This is a genomic window from Chitinophaga sp. (genome assembly GCF_036569125.1).
Classification (GTDB): domain Bacteria; phylum Bacteroidota; class Bacteroidia; order Chitinophagales; family Chitinophagaceae; genus Chitinophaga.
On record NZ_DATCRF010000107.1, the window covers coordinates 27,504 to 46,961 of the forward strand.

The window sequence follows — 19,458 nt, forward strand, 5'->3', positions numbered from 1 at the left end:
AACATGAAAAAGATACTCACTTATACGGCTATATTATTTTTTACCCTGCTCAGCGCCTGCACCAAGGACTTCCTGGACCGCTCGCCGCTGGACCAGTATTCGGATGAAACCTACTGGACGACCCCGCAGGATGCCATAAAGTTTGCCTCCCGGGTATATGAGTTTATGCCTACAGCTGATTTTTTTGTGTGCTATGAAGGCATGAGCGACAACGCTTTTTCCAAAACCGCTTCCTGGGGTAATACGCTGCGTAATGCGCAGCTGATAGGCAACAGCACTTTTGTAGTAACCACCGGTAACCTGGGTGATGAATGGCAATATGGCCAGGTGCGCCACTGCTTTGAATTCTTTCAGAATATAGATAAGGTGCCGGACCTGGACGAAACCCTGAAAAAACGCCTGGTAGGCGAAGTGAAAGTAGCGCTGGCCTACCGTTATTTTATGATGGCCACTTTGTACCGCGATGTACCGCTGGTAATGAAAGTGTTTACTGATATAAAAGAATCTGATGTACCGCAGGATAAAAAGGCAGCTGTAATAGCACAGGTATTAAAGTGGCTGGATGAAGCTGCGCCTGACCTGCCTGCTGCCTATAGCGGCGATGATAAAGGCCGGTTTACAAAAGGCGCTGCCCTGGCATTGAAGGCGCGGGTATTACTGTACAACGGTGATTATGTGAACGCTGCTGCCGCCGCCAAAGCGGTAATGGACCTGAACGTGTATAGCCTGTATTCCGATTATTACAACCTGTTCCAGCAGGAAGGGGATTATTCCCCGGAGGATATTATGAGCTTTATTCACGTAAAGGAAATTAAAGCCAATGGCCTGCGGGATATACTGGGCGTAAACTCCGTATGTACAGGCACGTTATACCTGAACCCTTTGCCTGCTTTGGTGGATGATTATGAAAGCGCTGCGGGTTATTACCCTTACACCAAAGACCCCGCGTATGATGTACATGCACCTTACAATAACCGCGATCCGCGCTTGAACGCTACCATCTATTATCCCGGCAGCACATTGCCCAATAACAAAGTATATGATCCGTTTAACAATACCCTGGATAAAATAGGCGGCGATAAAGCCACCTATACCGGTTATGCCTTTAAGAAGATGTTTGATAAAACAGAATCTGAAGCGCGTGATAATGGGGGCAACGACTGGAAAATACTGCGTTATGCAGAAGTGCTGCTCACTTATGCAGAAGCTGCCAATGAGGCCACCGGACCCGGTGCAGCCGTGATCAGCGCCATAGATCAGATAAGGGCCCGTGCGCATATGCCCACGGTAGCCGCCACCTTTGCGCTTAACGGCTGGACGATAAACCAGGAAACCATGCGCACATTCATACGCCATGAGCGGCGCATAGAGCTGGCCGGTGAAGGGCACCGCTACTTTGATATACTGCGCTGGCGTATAGGACAGCAGGTATTAAAAGGGCCCATTTATACGCTGGATGCCTCACAAGGGCTTACGGCCATAGACGCCAGCAACGGCAAAACCAATAAGTATCCTAAAACAAAGCTGGAAGAAAGATATTTTAATTCAGATAAGTTTTACGTGTGGCCTATACCGCAAAGTATCCTGGACCAGGCCCGTAACCTGCAACAGCAGCCGGAATGGAAGTAACCAATTAAATCAAGATAAGTGAAAAAGCAATTCATCATCAGCCTGGGCACAGGATTGTTGCTGCTGCTGGGCAGTATTGTTCATGCGCAAACAGCCGCGCCCAAAGGAAAAGACCTGCATGCTTTGCAGCAGTCATTTGTGGACCTGCGTTTTGGCATGTTCATCCATTTTAATATTCCCACTTTTATGCAGGATGACTGGGCCGACCCGGATGCATTGCCGGCGATCTTTAACCCTACTAAGCTGAATTGTGAGCAGTGGGCGCAGGCGGCAAGATCGGCCAATATGAGCTATGGCTGCCTTACCACCAAACACCACAGCGGGTTCTGTATCTGGAATACCAAAACCACGGATTATAATGTGATGAACAGCCCTCTGAAAAGGGATGTGGTAAAGGAATATACAGATGCTTTCCGCGCCAAAGGGTTAAAGGTAATGTTGTATTACTCCATACTGGATACGCATCATAAGCTGCGGCCGGGCTGCATTACCAAACAGCATATTCAAATGATAAAGGCGCAGCTGCGGGAGCTGCTGACACAGTACGGCGAGATCACAGCGCTGATCATTGACGGCTGGGATGCTCCCTGGTCGCGCATTTCATATGATGATGTGCCGTTTGAGGAAATTTACAACCTCATTAAATCCATACAGCCTAATTGCCTGGTGATGGATTTAAACGCCGCGAAGTATCCTGCTGAAGGATTGTTCTATACGGATATTAAATCTTATGAGCAGGGTGCAGGGCAGCATATTTCCACTGCCACTAACCGCTTGCCGGCGCTGGCCTGCCTGCCCATTAATGATGCCTGGTTCTGGAAACCGTATTTCCCTTCGCAGCCTGTAAAAGACCCGGCCAAGCTGATAGCCGACGATATTGTACCGTATAATAAAGCCTGGTGCAACTTTATTTTAAATGTAGCGCCTAACCGCGAAGGTTTAATAGATGATAATGCGCTGGCTGCTTTAAAAACCATTGGGCAAAGCTGGAAAAATGAAGGGGCCGTAAGCCCGCTGCCCGCGGTGGAAGCTCCCATTATATCCACTAACCTGGCTAAGAAACAGGCTACAGCCGGCAGCTGGAGTAATGATATGAACATTATGGATTTTGCGAATGACGATAATTTCAGGAGCACCTGGCAGTCGAACCCCAGCGTAAAGGCGCCCTGGCTGGAAGTGGATCTGAATAAGGAGCAGGGTTTTAACATGATCACGATTGTGGAAGACAAACCCCGCATTAAAAAGTACCGCCTGGAATATAACCTGAACGGGGAGTGGCTGCCCCTGTTAAGCAGTGAAAGCAAAGGCCGTGTAAATGTGCACCGCTTTAACCGGGTATGGGGCAACCGCATACGCATTTTAATAGACACGTACAGCGAACCGCCGGCCATTGCAGAACTGGGCGTGTATAACGAAAGAAAATAGCGCAAGCATACATCCGTTACCGTTAACCTTTTGCAGCGGCTGACTAAAAAGAATGTAAAATCATAAATGTAAAATTTAAAATGTAAAAGTAGAATGCCACGATTCCAAGTATGGACTTATGTTCCCGGTATTTTACTTTTACATTTATGATTTATCTCGTTCATAAAGTCTTTTAAATGGTCTCTATGAACCTCCTTCGTCGGTTTAAAATTTTACATTCTTTTTAGTCAGCCCTGTTTAACAGGTATTTGTACCGGGCAGCAATGATAGCCCGTTCTTTTGCTGAAAGTGAATCAAGCGGAACCGGTTTATCCTGCGGGCGCGACTGCTTTTGGTTAATGGCGCCTAACAGGCTCCATTTCCGGGTCATTTCTTTGGGTTCGGCAGCAGGAAGATCGTAGCGGGTAAAGTCTATTACTTTTTCAGGCGTATTATTCTTCCAGTCCTTTAGTAATGCCAGGCGAAAGTCTTTATTCATAAACCATCTGATCTCCTTATCCGCATCAGAACCGCCAATACCAGAGCCCCGCTCAACAAACCGGTAATTGAAATCATTGCTTTTATAATGTTTGCGCCATAGCAATCCAAATTCGCCCTGGGTAATTAATTTAGTATCCGGCCAGCGTTCCCTGATGGCCATTAGCCAGTTTTTCAGGGTAGCGGGATCATAAGGCAGGCTCAGCTCCCAGCAATTGGTAACCCAGCCAAAGCCGTTGAGTGCAAAGCCATCATCAAAATGAATAGCTGTTGTGTGCATCATTTCCTTTAATCCTGTTTCGTTGCCATATTTGCCAATGGTTTCAATGGGGCCAACGCCCATACGGCTGTTAAATCCCTCCTTAAAACCTTCCCTTCTGGCCGCAAGAAAATCAACCGACCAGCCATCTAAATTTACACAGTCAATAAAATCGTTCCTGTTTTGCGCAGGTTTGCAGAAATGTTCTTTTGAAGGATAAAAAGGATATACTACCGCTCCATCGCCATCCTGGTTATCAATACTGAACTGGCTCCATATATTTCCCTGGCACACGTGGATGCCCTCTGTTTCCGCAAGGTATTGTTGATTTTTTGCCGACATAAATCCTGCAACAATACTCAGGGGACGGTAACCGTTACCCACCATCTTCCCAATAATTTGCAAGGCATCATGTACATCCCTGTTCACCTGCTCTGTGGTATTATAAGCATTGGCAAAATAAGCGCCGGGTATAAAAGTAACATCATCGCCATATTTATAATGGTAGGCCACCACCAGCTTCCTGATCTCCCGGTAATTTGCGGTGGTATCGTTCAGGGCAAGCCAGCTGAATGACCAGGTCATTTTTCCGCCCGGAAAGCCTTCGGCCAATGCGTTCCTGAATGCTATCACCCTTGCGGGTGTATGCAGCGCGCGTTCATCTTCACCAACATTACGGTTCCTCGAAACCTCTATCTGGTTAACCCGGATAACGGTATTAAAGGTAAGGAAGCGGTTACCCATCAGGGTTAGTGCCTTATTACCCTGTGCTTCCGCACCTGAAAATAAAAACAGCAGGAACGCCAATGGCAGTATCGTCTTAAAGCTCATATTCTAATTGGGTTTATATTCAAATAGACAGGTAGGACCGGTGCAGGGGGGTAAATTATTAAAAAAGAAAAGCCGGCTGATAAAAAGAGTCCTTTAAAAAATGCTGTGGAAAAGAGGGCGTAAGTGACTGATCCTGATATAAAAATAAGAAGATTATACATGATAAATAATTTTTTTATCTTTATATCAACACATACTAATTTATCCATTCTATGAAAAAGCTACTCGCCGGCCTGGCACTGTTCTATTGCAATGCCGCCTTTTCTCAAAACATCACTGCCGCTGAAAAAAGGCTGGTGGATGCATTTAAATCGTTAAATCATTGGGTGAGTTTTAAAGATGCCAGCAACAAGGATTCCCTGCAGGAAGCCAACCGTTATTTCCGGGAAAGCCTGCTGGCCGTTACTTCCACCGATCCTGCTTCCTTAACCTACGATTTTAAGGCGCTGGAACGGGAAGGATTAAAGATTGCGAGCTCTGAGGATAAAACGTTCCGCATATACTCCTGGCCTTCCGGCGGCGGTACTGCGCGTTTTGGTAATATTTATCAATACAAGATCGGCAATAAGGTAACGGCAGTGTTAAAAGAGGATGTTGCCGGTGCACCGGGTTACTGGTATTCTGAGGTATATCCGAAAAAAGCAGGCGGTAAAAATTATTACATCGGCATCAGCAACGCCACCTACTCTGAACATGATACTTACCAGGGCATCCGCATTTTTGCTACCGACCGCAATGGCTTGAACGATACCCTGTCCATTATTAAAACAGATAAGCAGCTGAGCCCTGAGCTGGGTTTTACCTACGATATTAATACCGTGGCAAAAAAACGCGGCAAACCGGTGGACCTGATCGAGTATGATGATGAAACAGGTACGCTTACTTTCCCCGATGTGGCGGAAGATGGTACAGTGAAAAATAAAAAGCTGAAGTACCGTTTTGTGGGCCGTTATTTTGTGAATGTGAAGGAATAGGTTATTCCGGCAGCTTTTCCGTTAAATACTTCCAGTACCGGCGCGGCATATGCTGAATATGCAATTTCATATTCCTGCGGGCCTGTATGTTGGTGCTGCCAAAATAAGTTCTCCATAAAGATTGGTAAAGGTCTTCCTGCTCATCATGCAAGGTGCGCAGGGAGGCCTTGTCATTTAAGGTAGCTGCAAAATCAATGGTTACTTCTGTTACGCTGTGCAGATCGTAATACAATCCATACTTACGCCGGGTATCGTAAATAAGCCAGCGCTGATCGGCATAGCGGTCTTCGAAATGTTTACGGATCAGGGGCAGCACATTGAAATCCGGTTCCACGGTGGCGTAGAACAGCCCATCTTTTGTTTTCAGAAAACGGATAAAGGCTTCCATACGGTGTTTTTCCCGGCCCATTTTACGCACCACCTGCTGGATCCACAATACGTCGGGGTGGCTGTAATCTGTTTCAATGGATTGCCCGGACTGCAGGGCGTATCGGATGTAGCGGAACAGCACATTCTCCATGCCCGGCTGTTCTGACAGCAGCACGCGGTAAATGTTTGCAAACGCATCTGCAGATAATTTTTCTTCCAGCTTTTTAACAACGCGCATGGCTTTGGCAGTATCCGTATGCACGGTATGCTGCCCGCCAAACAGGCTCACAGGGGCTGCGCCCTGCTGCTGAATGTCCGGATCTTTTATTTTGTACTCGTAGATCTCGAATACCGCGGTAAAAAAGCCTTCAAAGCTGCTATCGTATAAAACGGTTTGCATAGCTAAAACAATTTCAGCTGCGGTGAAAAATTCGGCTGGTATTTGCTGCTGCCCTCATTTAAAATAAATTCTTTGATCTGCATGGGCTGGTAATCTTTCAGCACAGGCGCATCGCTGGTAATAATAAAGTATTTAGCGCGGTTCACGGCAATGCCTATTTTTTGCAGATGATGCATGCCCAGGCGGCTGAACTTGCGGGCTTCGCAGATCTTGCGGGCTGATTGGATGCCGATGCCGGGGATGCGCATAATAAGCATATAATCGGCCGTATTAATGTCAACCGGGAATAACTGCAAATTGCGCAAAGCCCAGCTGAGCTTGGGGTCTATCTGTGCATCCAGCAGCGGTTCCTGCGGGGATACAATTTCATCTACCCTAAAGTGGTAGAACCGCATGAGCCAGTCGGCCTGGTACAAACGGTTTTCGCGGATAAAGGGCACCGGCGTGCCTATGGCAGGCAACCGGTTATCGTTACTTACCGGTACATAACCGGAATAGTACACGCGTTTTAAATGGATCTTCTGATAAAAAAAATGCGACATGTACAGGATCTGCAGATCTGTTTCCGGCGTGGCGCCAATGACCATTTGCGTGCTTTGCCCGGCAGGCGCCAGGGTAGGGGCCTTTTTGAAAAGCTTTTTTTCTTCCTGGTTCTGTGTAAGCGCTTTGTCAATGTAACGCATGGGTTTCAGCATGTCGTTACGGTTCTTATCCGGTGCTAACAGCCGCAGGCTTTCTTTGGTAGGCATTTCCACGTTCACGCTCAGCCGGTCGGCATACAGGGCGGCTTCCTGCATCAGCTCATCACTGGCGCCGGGAATGGTTTTCAGGTGAATGTAACCATTGAACTTATGCTCTGTGCGCAGCTTTTTAGCTACCAGCACCAGGCGCTCCATGGTATAATCCGCGTTCTTGAAAATGCCGGAGCTCAGGAACAGCCCTTCAATATAATTACGGCGGTAAAAGTTCATGGTAAGGTCTACCACTTCCTGCACGGTAAAAGCGGCGCGTTTAATATCATTGCTTTTACGGCTGATACAATAGGCGCAGTCATAGATACAGTAATTGGTAAGCAGTATTTTCAGGAGGCTTACACATCGCCCGTCCTCTGTGTAGGCATGGCAGATGCCGTTCGAGGCATTGCCCAGCCCTTTGTTCTCATTCTTGCGGTCGCTGCCGCTGCTGGCGCAGCTCACATCATACTTGGCCGCATCTGATAATATGGTTAGCTTCTCACTGATCCGCTCGCTCATGGTACGCTGGTTTAAGGAGGATGGCACTCTCAAACATCCTTCTTCAAATATAGGATAAATGCTAAAAAAATTAGTATTTTATTTATCGTTTTGCTACTCATTTTTTCAACACTCTGCCACAGAAATAATAGCTTTGGATCCGGAAATGAATACGGATATGGATGTACACACACCCTTTATGCAGCGCTGCCTGGAGCTGGCTGCAAGGGCTGCTGCGGAAGGCGAAAGCCCGGTGGGCAGCATTATTGTGAAGGATGGTATAATATTGGGCGAAGCTTATGAAAAAAGCAGGCAGCTGAAAGATATAACCCGGCATGCCGAAGTGCTGGCGGTGCTGGATGCCCTGCAGCGGCATGGCAGCTGTGCCGGCGCTACCCTGTACAGCAACGTAGAGCCCTGTGCGTTATGCGCCTATGTGATCCGCCACCACCGGATAAGCCGGGTAGTGTTTACCAATACCTGCGGTCAGCTGGGCGGTACGGCGCGGTTTAATGTGCTAACGGCTGATGATATTGCGGCCTGGGGGCCGCCGCCGGAAGTAGTGGTGTATCCTGCGCCGTGATCCGCTTAACCCTATAGCCCTGCTAACTTTTTATAGTGGCTTTCCTGTTTACAGCTGCTGTTTTCAGGGAAATAAACTACTGCGGCAACATATTTCTTATTATTTTAGTAAGTATACCTATAACCTGAATCTAAACCATCAACCAAAACCGCTTATGAAAACTGCAGCCGACAAAGCAGCTATCCGTAAAAATATTGCTACGTACCTGGTGCTTACCACCCTTTTTTGTCTGCCGATTTATATTTTGTGCGCCCGTAAAGGCAGCCTTAGCGGGGGATACCCTCCTGCGGGATATGCATTAATGGTGATGTGGTGCCCCGGGCTGGCAGGCCTGCTCACCTGCCGGCTAAGAGGTATTCCCATTGCCTCCCTGGGCTGGAAATGGGGCCAAACCAAATACCAGCTATGGTCTTATGCGATCCCTATTTTATATGCATTGGTTACCTACCTGGTGATCTGGATCAGTGGTAAAGGCGGTTTTTACGACCATGAATTGGTGGCTAAGATAGAACAGGGCTTTGGCTTTACCCTGCCGGACGGTGTAACGATCGTTTTGTTTACACTACTGGCAGGCACCTTTGGCATGGCCCGTTCTTTAAGCTCTGCCCTGGGTGAAGAAATTGGCTGGCGTGGCTTTCTTACCCCGCAGCTGGCAAAGATCAATTCCTATACCGGTACCTCGCTATGGATGGGGTTGATATGGGCTTTATACCATTACCCCTTACTGTTATTTTCCGATTACAATTCCGGTGGCCCCAAATGGTTAGCCCTGTTATGTTTTACGGTGATGGTAGTATCTTCCTGTTTTATTTTTACCTGGATGCGGTTAAAGTCCGGCAGCTTGTGGACCGGCGCCATTTTGCATGCCAGCCATAATCTTTTTATACAGGTTATTTTTACACCGCTCACCACAGATACCGGCAACACCAACTTTTATATAGATGAATTTGGAATAGGCCTGCCCATTGCCACCGTGATTGCTGCATATATCTTCTGGCGTAAACGTAAAGAGCTGCCGGAGCCGGAAAATACTTAAGATAACACCATTTTATAAGCGCGGCTGGCTCTAATTTTGTCTTGTCAAATTATTAAAAACAAACGTTCATTATATGACACAGACAAATAAAATAGCGCTGGTAACCGGCGGCAGCCGCGGCTTAGGTAAGGATATGGCCCTGAGCCTGGCACAAAAAGGCCATCATGTAATTATTACCTATAACAGCCAGCAGGGCGCTGCACAGGAAGTGGTAAAAGCCATTGAACAACTGGGGGTAAAAGCTGCTGCCCTGCAGCTGAACACCGGCGATGTAAAAAGCTTTGATAAGTTTTTCAACGATCTTAAAGGCATTCTGAAAAGCACTTTTAATGCAGACCAATTCCATTACCTGGTGAACAACGCAGGTACCGGCATTCACCAGTCCTTTGCAGATACTACTGAAGCGCAGTTTGATGAGCTGCTGAACATACACTTTAAAGGCGTATTCTTTCTTACACAGAAAGCATTGCCCATTATAGCAGATGGCGGGGCCATTGTAAATGTATCCAGCGGCCTGGCCCGTTTTTCCACACCGGGGTATTCAGCCTATGCAGCCATGAAAGGCGGTATTGAAGTGCTTACCCGTTACCTGGCCAAGGAGCTGGGCGCAAGGGGTATACGCGCTAACATCATTGCACCGGGCGCTATTGAAACGGATTTTGCCGGCGGCGCTGTGCGCGACAATGCACAGGTGAATGCTGCCATTGCTTCACAAACTGCATTGGGCAGGGTTGGCTTACCGGAAGATATTGGCAGCGTGGTAGCCTTCCTGTGCAGCGATGACGCCCACTGGGTAACTGCCCAGCGCCTGGAAGCCTCCGGCGGTATGTTCCTGTAAACCCACCTTTTTTATGTGTGCCACACCTCAAAGGTGTGGCACACTTGTTTTGCTTTTTTTCCCTTTCGCGTAAATAATTTTCCGGATCGGACACCAAAGAAAAAGCCCCCTGCACCATCTTGCGCCATCATTTCAAACAAAATTTGGGGTATGGCGAAAGTTTTTAACTATTGGGCATTTTTACAAAGGACAGTATTAATACTTGTTTTGTGCAGCTTGGGCTTTGCGGGCGCTTTTGCAAATGATAATGAAAATGAGAACGGGGGCACTATCAAAGGAACCGTTACCACCTCCGATCATCAGCCTGCAGCAGCAGTATCCGTATTGCTGAAGGGCAGCAAAAAAGCAGCCCGTACCAATGACGACGGCACTTTTGTATTACGAAATGTACCCCCCGGCACTTATACCGTAGAAGTATCACTGATAGGTTATGAAACGGTTTCCGAAACAGTAACGGTAAAACAGAACGAGGTTATCAGCGTGCAGCTGCAGCTGAAGGTATCGTCAAAAAGCCTTTCAGAAGTGGTGGTAACGGGGGCCTATAGCCGGTTTACCCCAACTAACAGTGAATATGTAGCTAAGCTGCCACTTAAAAATATTGAGAACCCGCAGGTCTATGCCGTAGTAGGTTCGGAAATGATCAAAGAACAGGTAATTACCAGCTATGACGATGCGTTGAAGAATGCGCCGGGCCTCAGCAAGCTATGGTCGTCTACCGGCCGTGGCGGTGATGGCGCCGGTTATTACACCCTGCGCGGATTTGCAGTGCAGCCCACGCTGGTGAACGGCCTGGCCGGCTTAACTAACAGCGGGCTGGATGTAGCGAATGTGGAAAGGATCGAAGTGATCAAAGGCCCTTCCGGCACCCTGTTCGGCAGCACGCTGGTTTCTTACGGCGGCCTTATTAATACGGTTACCAAAAGGCCCTACGATCATTTTGGCGGCACCGTAAGCTTTGTTTCCGGCACCTATGGCCTGAACCGTTTTACGGCTGATATTAATACTCCGCTGGATAAAGATCAGACAGTATTGCTGCGCGTAGTAGGCGCTTACCATGATGAGAACAGCTTCCAGGACGCCGGCTTTAAGAAAACCCGTTTTCTGGCGCCCTCCCTTACTTACAAGGCTTCAGACAAGCTTACCTTTTTGCTGAATGCAGAATTTCTGAGCGCAGAAGGCACGAACCCGACCATGCTTTTCTTTGACCGTGCCTCGCCGCTGAAAGCTAAAAACCTGGCAGAGCTGGGATACAATAACAAGAACTCTTTTACCAGTAACAACCTTTCCGTTAAAACGCCTACCACTACCTTACAGGCGCAAATGCAGTATAAATTATCAAACCAATGGACCTCGCAAACCATCTTGTCCAGGAGCAGCGCCAAATCACAGGGCTACTACTCTTACCTGTATGAGATCTCCAGCTCCCTGCCGGACTATCCCAATGTATCCAGCACCTTTGGACGTTATGTGAGCGACCAGAATTATACTACTACGGCTACGGATATACAGCAGAATTTTATTGGCGACTTTAAGCTGGGCAGCCTGCGCAACCGCGTAGTGATCGGTGTGGATTACCTGAAACAGGATGCTACTGATAACGGCGCCGGTTATGTGCTGAACGGGGTGGTGAACATGACCGGTTTTGATTCAGGTGTTTTATCCAGGCAGCATACAGATTCCCTGTTGCAGGGCGCTGCTGTAACCAACAGCAATCTTTCACAGGAAGTGGTCAGCGGTTATATTTCCGATGTAATTAACTTTTTGCCCCAGCTTTCTGCTATGGCCAGCCTGCGGGTAGACCATTTTAAAACAGGCGGCCTTAGTATTACGGAAGATGCTAAATACAATCAAACCACCTTATCGCCGAAATTTGGCCTGGTATACCAGCCGGTGCAGAACATCGTATCCCTTTTTGCCAACTATATGAACGGGTTTACCAACAGCGCACCCCGCCGGCAAAATGATAATACAATTAAAACCTTTAAGCCGGAGCATGCCAACCAATGGGAAGTGGGTGTTAAAACCAACCTGGTGGCGGATATACTGACTGCGACCGTGAGCTATTATGATATAAAGGTTTCCAATACTATTATGCAGGACCCTGCCCGGGTAGGCTTTTATACACAGGGCGGTAAACAATACAGCCGCGGTATAGATGCCGATATTGTGGCCAGCCCTGTTAACGGGTTGAATATTGTGGCTGGTTACAGCTATAACAACAGCAAGGTGACTGCAACAGATGCCAAAGATTATCTGAACCGCCGCCCGGAAGGCGCTGGTCCCAAACATATTGCCAATGCCTGGATCAGCTATAAATGCCCGGATGGTCACCTGCAGGGCTTTGGAGCAGGATTTGGCGGCAACTATGCCGGTGAGAATATGGTGCTGAACCGGGAAGTGACCGGTGTTTTCACCCTGCCTTCCTATACGGTATTGAATGCGGCATTATTTTACGATACCAAAAAATTCAATATTTCCCTTAAGCTGGATAATCTGACGAATAAAGAATATTACAAAGGCTGGTCAACCATTGAGCCGCAAATGCCCCGGCGTTTTTCTGCCAGCGGCACCTTTAAATTCTGATCTTTATGAAGGGGCAAAAGCAGCAATCTAAATTGCGCTGGGCGCAACATCAGCAACGATGGTTCGGCAAATGGCATGTGTACCTGGGTATTATTGCCGGGCTTATAGTAGCTATTACCGGCATTACCGGCAGCATACTGGTGTTCCAGCAAGAGATAGACCGTGCGCTGAACCCGGCGCTCTTTAAAGTAAGCAGCGGCATGCATAAAATGGAGCCGGATGAAATAATGGCGCTTATTAAGCAACGTTACCCGGCCATTCACACCAGTTACCTGTATGGACCGGAAGAAGGGCCGGCGCTTGCCCCCTATATGATCTATGACTATGTAAAAGAGCAGCAATATTTTTTTGATCCCTATACCGGTGCATTCAATGGGCAGCGGTCTTATGAAAGCGGTTTTATACATACCGTTACAGAAATCCACCGTACCCTGCTGATACCTGCCGCCGGACGGTATATAGTAGGATTATCGTCCCTGGTGCTGCTGATACTTACCATCAGCGGGCTGCGTTTATGGATACCTGCAAAATGGAAGCAGCTAAAAAGTGTGCTGACCGTAAATTTTAAAGGCAGCTTTAAACGGCAAAATTATGACTGGCATAATGTAACCGGGTTTTATTCTGCACCGGTAGTTTCTTTGCTGTCATTAACCGGTTTTTGTATCACGTTCTCTGTGCTGGTAATCCCTTTGTTATTTGTATTAAGCGGCAGATCCCCGCAGGGAGCGGCGCAGGTGCTGGGCGCCAGATCGGTGTATGTGAAAGGCGCTACTACCCTGCCTTTGTCAAAAGTAATGGCTATCAGCAAACAAGCTATGCCCGGCTGCAGGGTGGGCGGTATTGCCTTACCGGCAGACAGCACCGGTAATTTCCGTTTGGACCTGGTGAGCAAAGGCAGCTTGCACAGCGGCAAAAGGGAAATGCTGATACTGGACCAATACTCCGGTAAGATATTACTGAACAGCCGTACTGATTTTCCGAATGTGGCCAATGCTTATTTAAGCTGGCTGGTGCCCCTGCACTTTGGCACTTTTGGCGGGTTACCTACCCAGCTGCTGGCCTTACTGGCCGGGCTAATGCCGGCGGTATTATTTGTTACCGGGTTTATTATCTGGTACCCGCGCTGGAAAAAACAGCGGCATAAAAAGCCGGCTAAAGCTGTTGTGGCAGCGCCGGTTGAAGCAATGGACGCTGCAGCGGATGATGATGAAACTATTACGCTGGTGTACCGGCAAAAGATCCATACAGTGGCGGCAGCCCCGGTTATAAAACCATCTGTTGGCAGCGTATTCCGGCTGAATGTCAAAAAGGGGTGTGTATATGCGTTATGGTTTGTATTAACAGGCGCGGTAATGGGTGCGTTGTATGGTGCGGTATCGGGTATTATAGTGCAGCCGGCTGTATTTACCATTGCGTTTTGCTGCACGCTGGTGGTGGCGAATTTTGCAGTAGCCTTGCTTAGTATAATATTTAACCTGCTTTTTCTGGCTCCGTTTAAAAAGGGCAGCAGGGGCGTGCTGCGTTACTTTTCTTTATCGCTGGGTTTTTTGATCGTGTTTGCCAGCGTGTATATGCTGCTGATGAATACCGGTATAAAGATCTTTTAACCCGCATAACACCGCGTGGTGTTATGCGGGTATTATAAACAGCCTCTTTTGAGTATATGTTAAATAAGATCGCTTAAAATCCGTAACGGATGCCCAGCTGGATCTGCCAGGGATTACCGCCCGGCGAAATAACGCCGGAGTTCACATTCACATTGTATTTATAAGTGGAGGTAGCTTTATCAAAACCGCCCAGGGAGTAAATGTTCTGCTTACCCAGCAGCTTGGACACGCCCCAGTCCCTGTTCAGCATGTTGGCTACGTTAAAGAAATCGCCGGATACTTCCAGGCTTTGTGATTTATACAGCTTGAACTTCTTGGCTATTCTCAGGTCCCATACACCGTAAAAACCATTTACCCCGCCATTGCGTTCCGCTATTTTACCGCTGCTTTTGCTGAGGTATTCTTTAAAACGCTCGTTTGCCAGCGGGTTATTCAGGATGGTGTTGATGCCGGTGCGGATCTTTTCCGCCACGTTAGGATCATTCCTGTCAAACACATAAGCCAGGTCATTGGAGTTCACAAAATCGCCGTTTACATTACCGCCTACAGCCAGGGAATAACGTGTACCGCCTATACCGGAATAGCGTATGCCCACATTCACACCCCAGAAGCTGGGCAGGGTGCCGTACACCACTATCTTATTGCGGAACTGCACATCGGAATAGGTCATTTTGCTCAGGTCACGCGGATCATCCTTTACCATCAGCGACAGAGTAGCGGTATTGGCCACATCGCCGTTATAGGAGGTGTTGTCCTTGGTATCGTTCCAGGTGTAGCTGGCGCTTACTTCACCATCCCTGAAATAACGGAAGGTACCATCTACCACAAAGGCGAACTGGTTCACCTTACCGGCGCTGTTAAGCTCCAGCACACGGCCTACATTGGTGCTTTTACGGCCCTGCATCCAGTCGGTAGCGCCATTGCTGGCTGTAATGCTGGCAGCAGGCACATATACACCGCGGTTGGCTTCATTGGCCAGGCGGAAGTAAGGCTGGTCAACCATGTTACGGTCTACATACATGTAGTTATTCCGTGCAATGGTGGTAAAGAAGGTAAGACCCATTTTAAAGCGGTCAGTAAAAAAGTGGTTGTAGGAAATGTTGGCCTTGTATACTACGGGTATACGTGCATCTTTACCATTCATGTTAATGGTGCCCTGGCGGGGCAGGTTCAGCTGGTCAAACATTTCCTTGCCCGGTGCTGCTGCCGGATTTTTGCGGTACTCTACAAAATCGGGCCGGGGCACAGCGGCGCCCTGCACATCAATGGTTAATACTTTGGTGCCATCAAACAACATGTTGTTGATCATTGCATAGTTGTTGATGTCGGAGCCAAAGATGGCTGCGCCAAAACGCAGGTAGTCCCTGTGCTGTTCATTAATATCCCAGTTGAACTGGATGCGCGGCTGCAGCTGGAATGTTTTCAGTGAGTTATCGGTACGCAGGCCCAGCTCATTATATACTGTTTGGTTAAAGTTGGGATGGTTCAGGTACGTGGTGTAGTCTGCGCGCAGGCCGGCTATCATTTCAAAACCTTTGAACAGGTTTGTCTGGACCTGTGCATACAGCGCGGCATTAATAATGTTCTGGTTCACGGCCGGATCATCTGCCAGGGCTACTTCCCGTGCATAACGGTAAGGCGTTTGATTCTCAAAGGCATTGAGGCCGGTGAAATAAAAACGGCCGTTCATTTCACTGCCGTATAATGAGTTCATATGGCTGTACTGTATGTCTGCGCCAAATGTATAGTTAGCTTTGTTGGTGCTGAAGTATACGTTATCCACCAGCTGTACTACGTGATTATAAAAATGTTCCGGTGAGTAACGTTGTCCGCCCAGCTGTATATCGGTGTATACAGAATCACTGCCAATGAGTGAGCCTACCCGTTGTACAATGGCGCGGGGTATATTTTGTTTGGGCAGCTGGCTGCCGGGCGAGCTTTCTTCAAAAGTGTACAGGTGCTGCACTTTCAGCTCGTTGGTTAAACGCGGATTTAATACCGTGCGCAGGGTAGCCAGGATGCTGTTGTTCACGGCCTTTGCATTGGCATATACTTCATACAGGTTAATGGCGGTATTATCATCCCGGCCTAAAGGTGCACGGTCGTTCACATAGTTATCGCGGATAGTAAGCAGGTTCTTTTCATTCAGCTGCCAGTCAATACGCGCAAAAATGGCATCAGTGCCTCTCTTCTTATCAAAGGATCCGAACTGTGGTGCGGCAGATACGCCGTAGCTGCTGCGGGCAATATCCAGGTAGCGGTCCAGGGAAGATTGTGTAACGTTGAGCCGCTTTTCATCGGCGGGTGTTTTAAGATCTGCCAGCTGCAAGGGGCGCGCATCTTTCTGGTGATCCCATGCTACAAAGAAGTGCGCTTTGTCTTTAATGATGGGGCCTCCTAATGAGAAGCCGTATTGGTAGGTAGAGAAATCGTTCTGGCGTTTATTGCCGCGGGTATCATAGGGGCTGGATAACCAATCCGTTCTTCCGAAGATAAATGCGCTGCCGGAAAAAGTATTGGTACCTGCTTTGGTAACGGTGCTGATGGTGCCGCCACCGCTGCGGCCATAGGTAACATCATATTGGTTGGTTACTACCTTGAACTCGCGGATGGCTTCCATGGAAAGGGCGTAAGGGCCGCCGATACGGCTGTTGGTGCCGCTGCTGGAGGTGGGGTTCTTGGCGGTAGTGCCATCAATAGTAATGTTGGTAGAGGAGCCTAACTGCCCTGCCAGGTTGCTGCCGCTGCTTAAAGGTGAGAGGTCAATGAGCGATGTAAAATTGCGGCCGTTCACCGGCAGGCGGTTAATGTCTTTAGCGGTAACCGTGGTAGCTGCACCAAAGTTCTCTGTTTTGTTCTTTAAGCCACCAGCCGTTACCGTTACTTCATCAATATTTACCGTGGAGCTTTTCAGGTCAATATTAATGCGCACCAGGTCGCCCTGGTTCAGCGTATAGCCGGTACGCTTTTGCTCACCGTAACCCATGGAGGTAACGGTGATGGTGTACGGACCGCCCAGTGGCAGCTCTTTCAGAATAAACTCTCCTTTGGCATTGGTAACGGTGCGGGTGCTGAAGCCGGTAGATTCATTCCGTATCAGGATGGAAGCACCGGGAATAGCCTGTTTGGCGTCATCGGTAATGGTTCCGGTAAACGAGGCTTGCGTGGTTTGTGCAAATGCGTGGTGCACAATGCTGCCAAATAACAGCAGGAAGAAGGTCGCTAATATAGGTTTCATGGGCGCGAAAATAAAAGAGTGAATATAGGCTTGCAATGATGCAATGAATCATAACGTAAAGTTCACATTTCCCTGCGCTGATGCTACTGTAATGAGTATACGCGGATAAGTTACAATGTTTTGTATGGATATAAAAACAAATAACCTGCCGGTTCCTGTTGAGGACGGCAGGTTATGAACTGCTGATATAATTGATATGGCTGTTAAATGGTAGGCATACCACCCGTTACCTGTACGGTTGCGCCTGACATGTAGCTGCCTTCCTGGCTGGCCAGCAGCACAAATGCGGGGGCAACCTCTGCCGGTTGGCCGGCTCTGCCCAGCGGGGTGTTCTTACCAAATTCTTTTACATGATCTGCCGGGAAACTACCGGGAATTAAGGGTGTCCAGATAGGGCCGGGTGCTACACAATTTACACGGATGCCTTTTTCGCCCCATAGCTGCGCCAGGGTAGAAGTGAAGTTTTGAATAGCTGCTTTGGTGGCGGTGTAAGGTACCAAGGTAGGCCGTGGCGTGTAGGCATTAACGGAAGTAGTGTTAATAACAGCGCTGCCGGGTTTTAAATACGGCTCTGCTGCTTTACACAAATAAAACATGGCATAGATATTTGTTTTAAATGTGTAATCCCAATCTTCGCTGGGTATTTCCTGCAAGGATTTATACTCCATCTGGTAAGCGGCATTATTCACCAGTATATCTATACCGCCCAGCTCCTGCACGGCTTTTTCAATCAGCTGTTTGCAGTGTTCTTCCTCGCTGATGTCGCCAGGTACTAATACGGCTTTGCGGCCTACATCTTCCACCCATTTAGCGGTTTCGCGGGCATCTTCATCTTCTTTCAGATAAGAGATCAGCACATCGGCGCCTTCCCGTGCAAAGGCTATTGCAACCGCTTTACCAATACCGGAATCGGCCCCGGTAATAAGCGCTTTACGCCCTTCCAGGCGGCCGCTTCCTTTATAAGTGGTTTCACCGTGATCCGGTTTGGGATCCATTTCCTGTTCAGTGCCGGGCATGGTTTGCTCCTGTGGAGGAATTGATTGAGGGTATTGTTGCTTAGGGTCTTGTACCCCGGGCCTTTCAACTGTTTTCGTTGCCATGATTGAATGATTTTATGATGATGAATGTTTTTCTATAGAAGCGGGGGCTATTATCATGCCAGTGGCGGGGTATAGAGGGAGAGTGGGGGCTATGCTACAGGCTGCTCTACAAAATTTTTCCACACCCTGTCCTATTTCCCTTTTCTCATTTGTTATACCCACATAACATCAAAAACAAACACAATGAGAAAGCTAACCGTATTCAACTTTATCACCCTTAACGGCTACTATAAAGGCCCCGGCGGTGATATCAGCTGGCATAAGCAGATAACAGGCGAAGAGGAAAGTGAATATGCCAAGAAAGGTGCACAATCCAGATCTGCGCTGCTTTTCGGGCGGGTAACCTATGAAATGATGGCTGGCTACTGGCCTACGCCGGCCGCCCTGCAGCAAAACCCGGGCGTAGCAGAGGGGATGAACAGGTCCGAAAAGATCGTTTTTTCGAAAACACTGAAAAGCGCAGACTGGAACAATACCACCCTAATAAAAGACGACCTGGTGGCCGCGGTGAAACGGTTGAAACAACAGCCCGGCGGTCCTATGACCATACTGGGCAGTGGCAGCATTGTAGCACCGCTGGCAGCAGAGAGCTTAATCGATGAATACCAGTTTATGCTGGACCCCCTGGCGCTGGGCAGTGGTACTCCCATTTTCAATGGCCTGCAGCAGCAGCAGCTGAACCTGCAATTAAAGGACACAAAAGTATTTAAAAGCGGTATCGTGCTGCTTTGCTATCAACCGGCTAAATAGTATATTAACTAATAAAACCCAAACCATATGGAAGAGTTTCTTGTAATAATGCGCCTGGATATTTTAACCAAAGAAGCGCAGCCTTCCCCGGAACAATTGCAGGTGTATATGCAGCGGTATCATGATT

At 48.2% G+C, this 19,458-nt stretch carries 14 protein-coding genes; 9 read left to right on the plus strand and 5 right to left on the minus strand.

Annotated features, from left to right (window positions below; translation table 11 throughout):
• Window positions 1-3 precede the first annotated feature (3 nt).
• Entirely contained in the window at window positions 4-1,629 is a 1,626-nt protein-coding gene (locus VIM87_RS03855; protein ID WP_331995697.1) for a RagB/SusD family nutrient uptake outer membrane protein, read from the plus strand.
• An 18-nt stretch (window positions 1,630-1,647) separates the two neighbouring features.
• Window positions 1,648-3,054 carry an alpha-L-fucosidase gene (locus tag VIM87_RS03860; protein WP_331995698.1) on the plus strand — a complete coding sequence of 469 codons (1,407 nt, stop codon included), beginning with the start codon at window positions 1,648-1,650 and terminating at the stop codon, window positions 3,052-3,054.
• Between the two features lie 223 nt (window positions 3,055-3,277).
• Here VIM87_RS03860 and VIM87_RS03865 read toward each other — a convergent pair whose 3' ends face one another.
• On the minus strand, window positions 3,278-4,621 hold the full coding sequence (locus VIM87_RS03865; RefSeq protein WP_331995699.1) for a DUF3863 domain-containing protein: 1,344 nt from the start codon (window positions 4,619-4,621) through the stop codon (window positions 3,278-3,280).
• A 212-nt stretch (window positions 4,622-4,833) separates the two neighbouring features.
• Here VIM87_RS03865 and VIM87_RS03870 point away from each other — a divergent pair, with 212 nt between their 5' ends.
• Window positions 4,834-5,595, plus strand: coding sequence for a hypothetical protein (locus tag VIM87_RS03870; protein ID WP_217604554.1), 762 nt, complete (start codon window positions 4,834-4,836; stop codon window positions 5,593-5,595).
• A gap of 1 nt (window position 5,596) precedes the next feature.
• On the opposite strand, the gene VIM87_RS03875 is transcribed toward VIM87_RS03870, so the two are convergent.
• Window positions 5,597-6,364, minus strand: coding sequence for a TIGR03915 family putative DNA repair protein (locus VIM87_RS03875; protein ID WP_331995700.1), 768 nt, complete (start codon window positions 6,362-6,364; stop codon window positions 5,597-5,599).
• Between the two features lie 2 nt (window positions 6,365-6,366).
• Window positions 6,367-7,617 carry a putative DNA modification/repair radical SAM protein gene (locus VIM87_RS03880; protein WP_331995701.1) on the minus strand — a complete coding sequence of 417 codons (1,251 nt, stop codon included), beginning with the start codon at window positions 7,615-7,617 and terminating at the stop codon, window positions 6,367-6,369.
• 157 nt (window positions 7,618-7,774) lie between these two features.
• Between VIM87_RS03880 and VIM87_RS03885 the strand changes: the two genes are divergently transcribed.
• The 5 genes from VIM87_RS03885 (at window position 7,775) to VIM87_RS03905 (ending at window position 14,243) form a co-directional block, all read left to right on the plus strand.
• Window positions 7,775-8,179, plus strand: coding sequence for a nucleoside deaminase (locus VIM87_RS03885; RefSeq protein ID WP_331995702.1), 405 nt, complete (start codon window positions 7,775-7,777; stop codon window positions 8,177-8,179).
• A 154-nt stretch (window positions 8,180-8,333) separates the two neighbouring features.
• Window positions 8,334-9,215 carry a type II CAAX endopeptidase family protein gene (locus VIM87_RS03890; RefSeq protein ID WP_331995703.1) on the plus strand — a complete coding sequence of 294 codons (882 nt, stop codon included), beginning with the start codon at window positions 8,334-8,336 and terminating at the stop codon, window positions 9,213-9,215.
• Window positions 9,216-9,288: 73 nt separating this feature from the next.
• Entirely contained in the window at window positions 9,289-10,053 is a 765-nt protein-coding gene (locus VIM87_RS03895) for an SDR family NAD(P)-dependent oxidoreductase (protein ID WP_331995704.1), read from the plus strand.
• Between the two features lie 150 nt (window positions 10,054-10,203).
• Entirely contained in the window at window positions 10,204-12,636 is a 2,433-nt protein-coding gene (locus tag VIM87_RS03900; protein ID WP_331995705.1) for a TonB-dependent receptor, read from the plus strand.
• A gap of 5 nt (window positions 12,637-12,641) precedes the next feature.
• Complete coding sequence (locus tag VIM87_RS03905; RefSeq protein WP_331995706.1) at window positions 12,642-14,243, plus strand: PepSY-associated TM helix domain-containing protein; 1,602 nt, start codon at window positions 12,642-12,644, stop codon at window positions 14,241-14,243.
• A gap of 73 nt (window positions 14,244-14,316) precedes the next feature.
• On the opposite strand, the gene VIM87_RS03910 is transcribed toward VIM87_RS03905, so the two are convergent.
• Window positions 14,317-17,481 carry a TonB-dependent receptor gene (locus tag VIM87_RS03910; RefSeq protein WP_331995707.1) on the minus strand — a complete coding sequence of 1,055 codons (3,165 nt, stop codon included), beginning with the start codon at window positions 17,479-17,481 and terminating at the stop codon, window positions 14,317-14,319.
• A gap of 203 nt (window positions 17,482-17,684) precedes the next feature.
• Window positions 17,685-18,581 carry an SDR family oxidoreductase gene (locus tag VIM87_RS03915; protein ID WP_331995708.1) on the minus strand — a complete coding sequence of 299 codons (897 nt, stop codon included), beginning with the start codon at window positions 18,579-18,581 and terminating at the stop codon, window positions 17,685-17,687.
• A gap of 183 nt (window positions 18,582-18,764) precedes the next feature.
• On the opposite strand from VIM87_RS03915, the gene VIM87_RS03920 reads away from it, so the two are divergent.
• Window positions 18,765-19,331 (plus strand): dihydrofolate reductase family protein, encoded by a 567-nt coding sequence (locus VIM87_RS03920; protein ID WP_331995709.1) that lies wholly within the window; start codon window positions 18,765-18,767, stop codon window positions 19,329-19,331.
• Window positions 19,332-19,458: the final 127 nt, after the last annotated feature.

What these genes read in the sequence shown, in the direction of transcription:
- VIM87_RS03905 (WP_331995706.1), top strand. Translation starts at nt 12,642, where the DNA reads ATGAAGGGGCAAAAGCAGCAATCTAAATTGCGCTGGGCGCAACATCAG.
- VIM87_RS03875 (WP_331995700.1), bottom strand. Translation starts at nt 6,364, where the DNA reads ATGCAAACCGTTTTATACGATAGCAGCTTTGAAGGCTTTTTTACCGCG.
- VIM87_RS03885 (WP_331995702.1), top strand. Translation starts at nt 7,775, where the DNA reads ATGGATGTACACACACCCTTTATGCAGCGCTGCCTGGAGCTGGCTGCA.
- VIM87_RS03895 (WP_331995704.1), top strand. Translation starts at nt 9,289, where the DNA reads ATGACACAGACAAATAAAATAGCGCTGGTAACCGGCGGCAGCCGCGGC.
- VIM87_RS03865 (WP_331995699.1), bottom strand. Translation starts at nt 4,621, where the DNA reads ATGAGCTTTAAGACGATACTGCCATTGGCGTTCCTGCTGTTTTTATTT.
- VIM87_RS03900 (WP_331995705.1), top strand. Translation starts at nt 10,204, where the DNA reads ATGGCGAAAGTTTTTAACTATTGGGCATTTTTACAAAGGACAGTATTA.
- VIM87_RS03920 (WP_331995709.1), top strand. Translation starts at nt 18,765, where the DNA reads ATGAGAAAGCTAACCGTATTCAACTTTATCACCCTTAACGGCTACTAT.
- VIM87_RS03880 (WP_331995701.1), bottom strand. Translation starts at nt 7,617, where the DNA reads ATGAGCGAGCGGATCAGTGAGAAGCTAACCATATTATCAGATGCGGCC.
- VIM87_RS03855 (WP_331995697.1), top strand. Translation starts at nt 4, where the DNA reads ATGAAAAAGATACTCACTTATACGGCTATATTATTTTTTACCCTGCTC.
- VIM87_RS03910 (WP_331995707.1), bottom strand. Translation starts at nt 17,481, where the DNA reads ATGAAACCTATATTAGCGACCTTCTTCCTGCTGTTATTTGGCAGCATT.
- VIM87_RS03890 (WP_331995703.1), top strand. Translation starts at nt 8,334, where the DNA reads ATGAAAACTGCAGCCGACAAAGCAGCTATCCGTAAAAATATTGCTACG.
- VIM87_RS03915 (WP_331995708.1), bottom strand. Translation starts at nt 18,581, where the DNA reads ATGGCAACGAAAACAGTTGAAAGGCCCGGGGTACAAGACCCTAAGCAA.
- VIM87_RS03870 (WP_217604554.1), top strand. Translation starts at nt 4,834, where the DNA reads ATGAAAAAGCTACTCGCCGGCCTGGCACTGTTCTATTGCAATGCCGCC.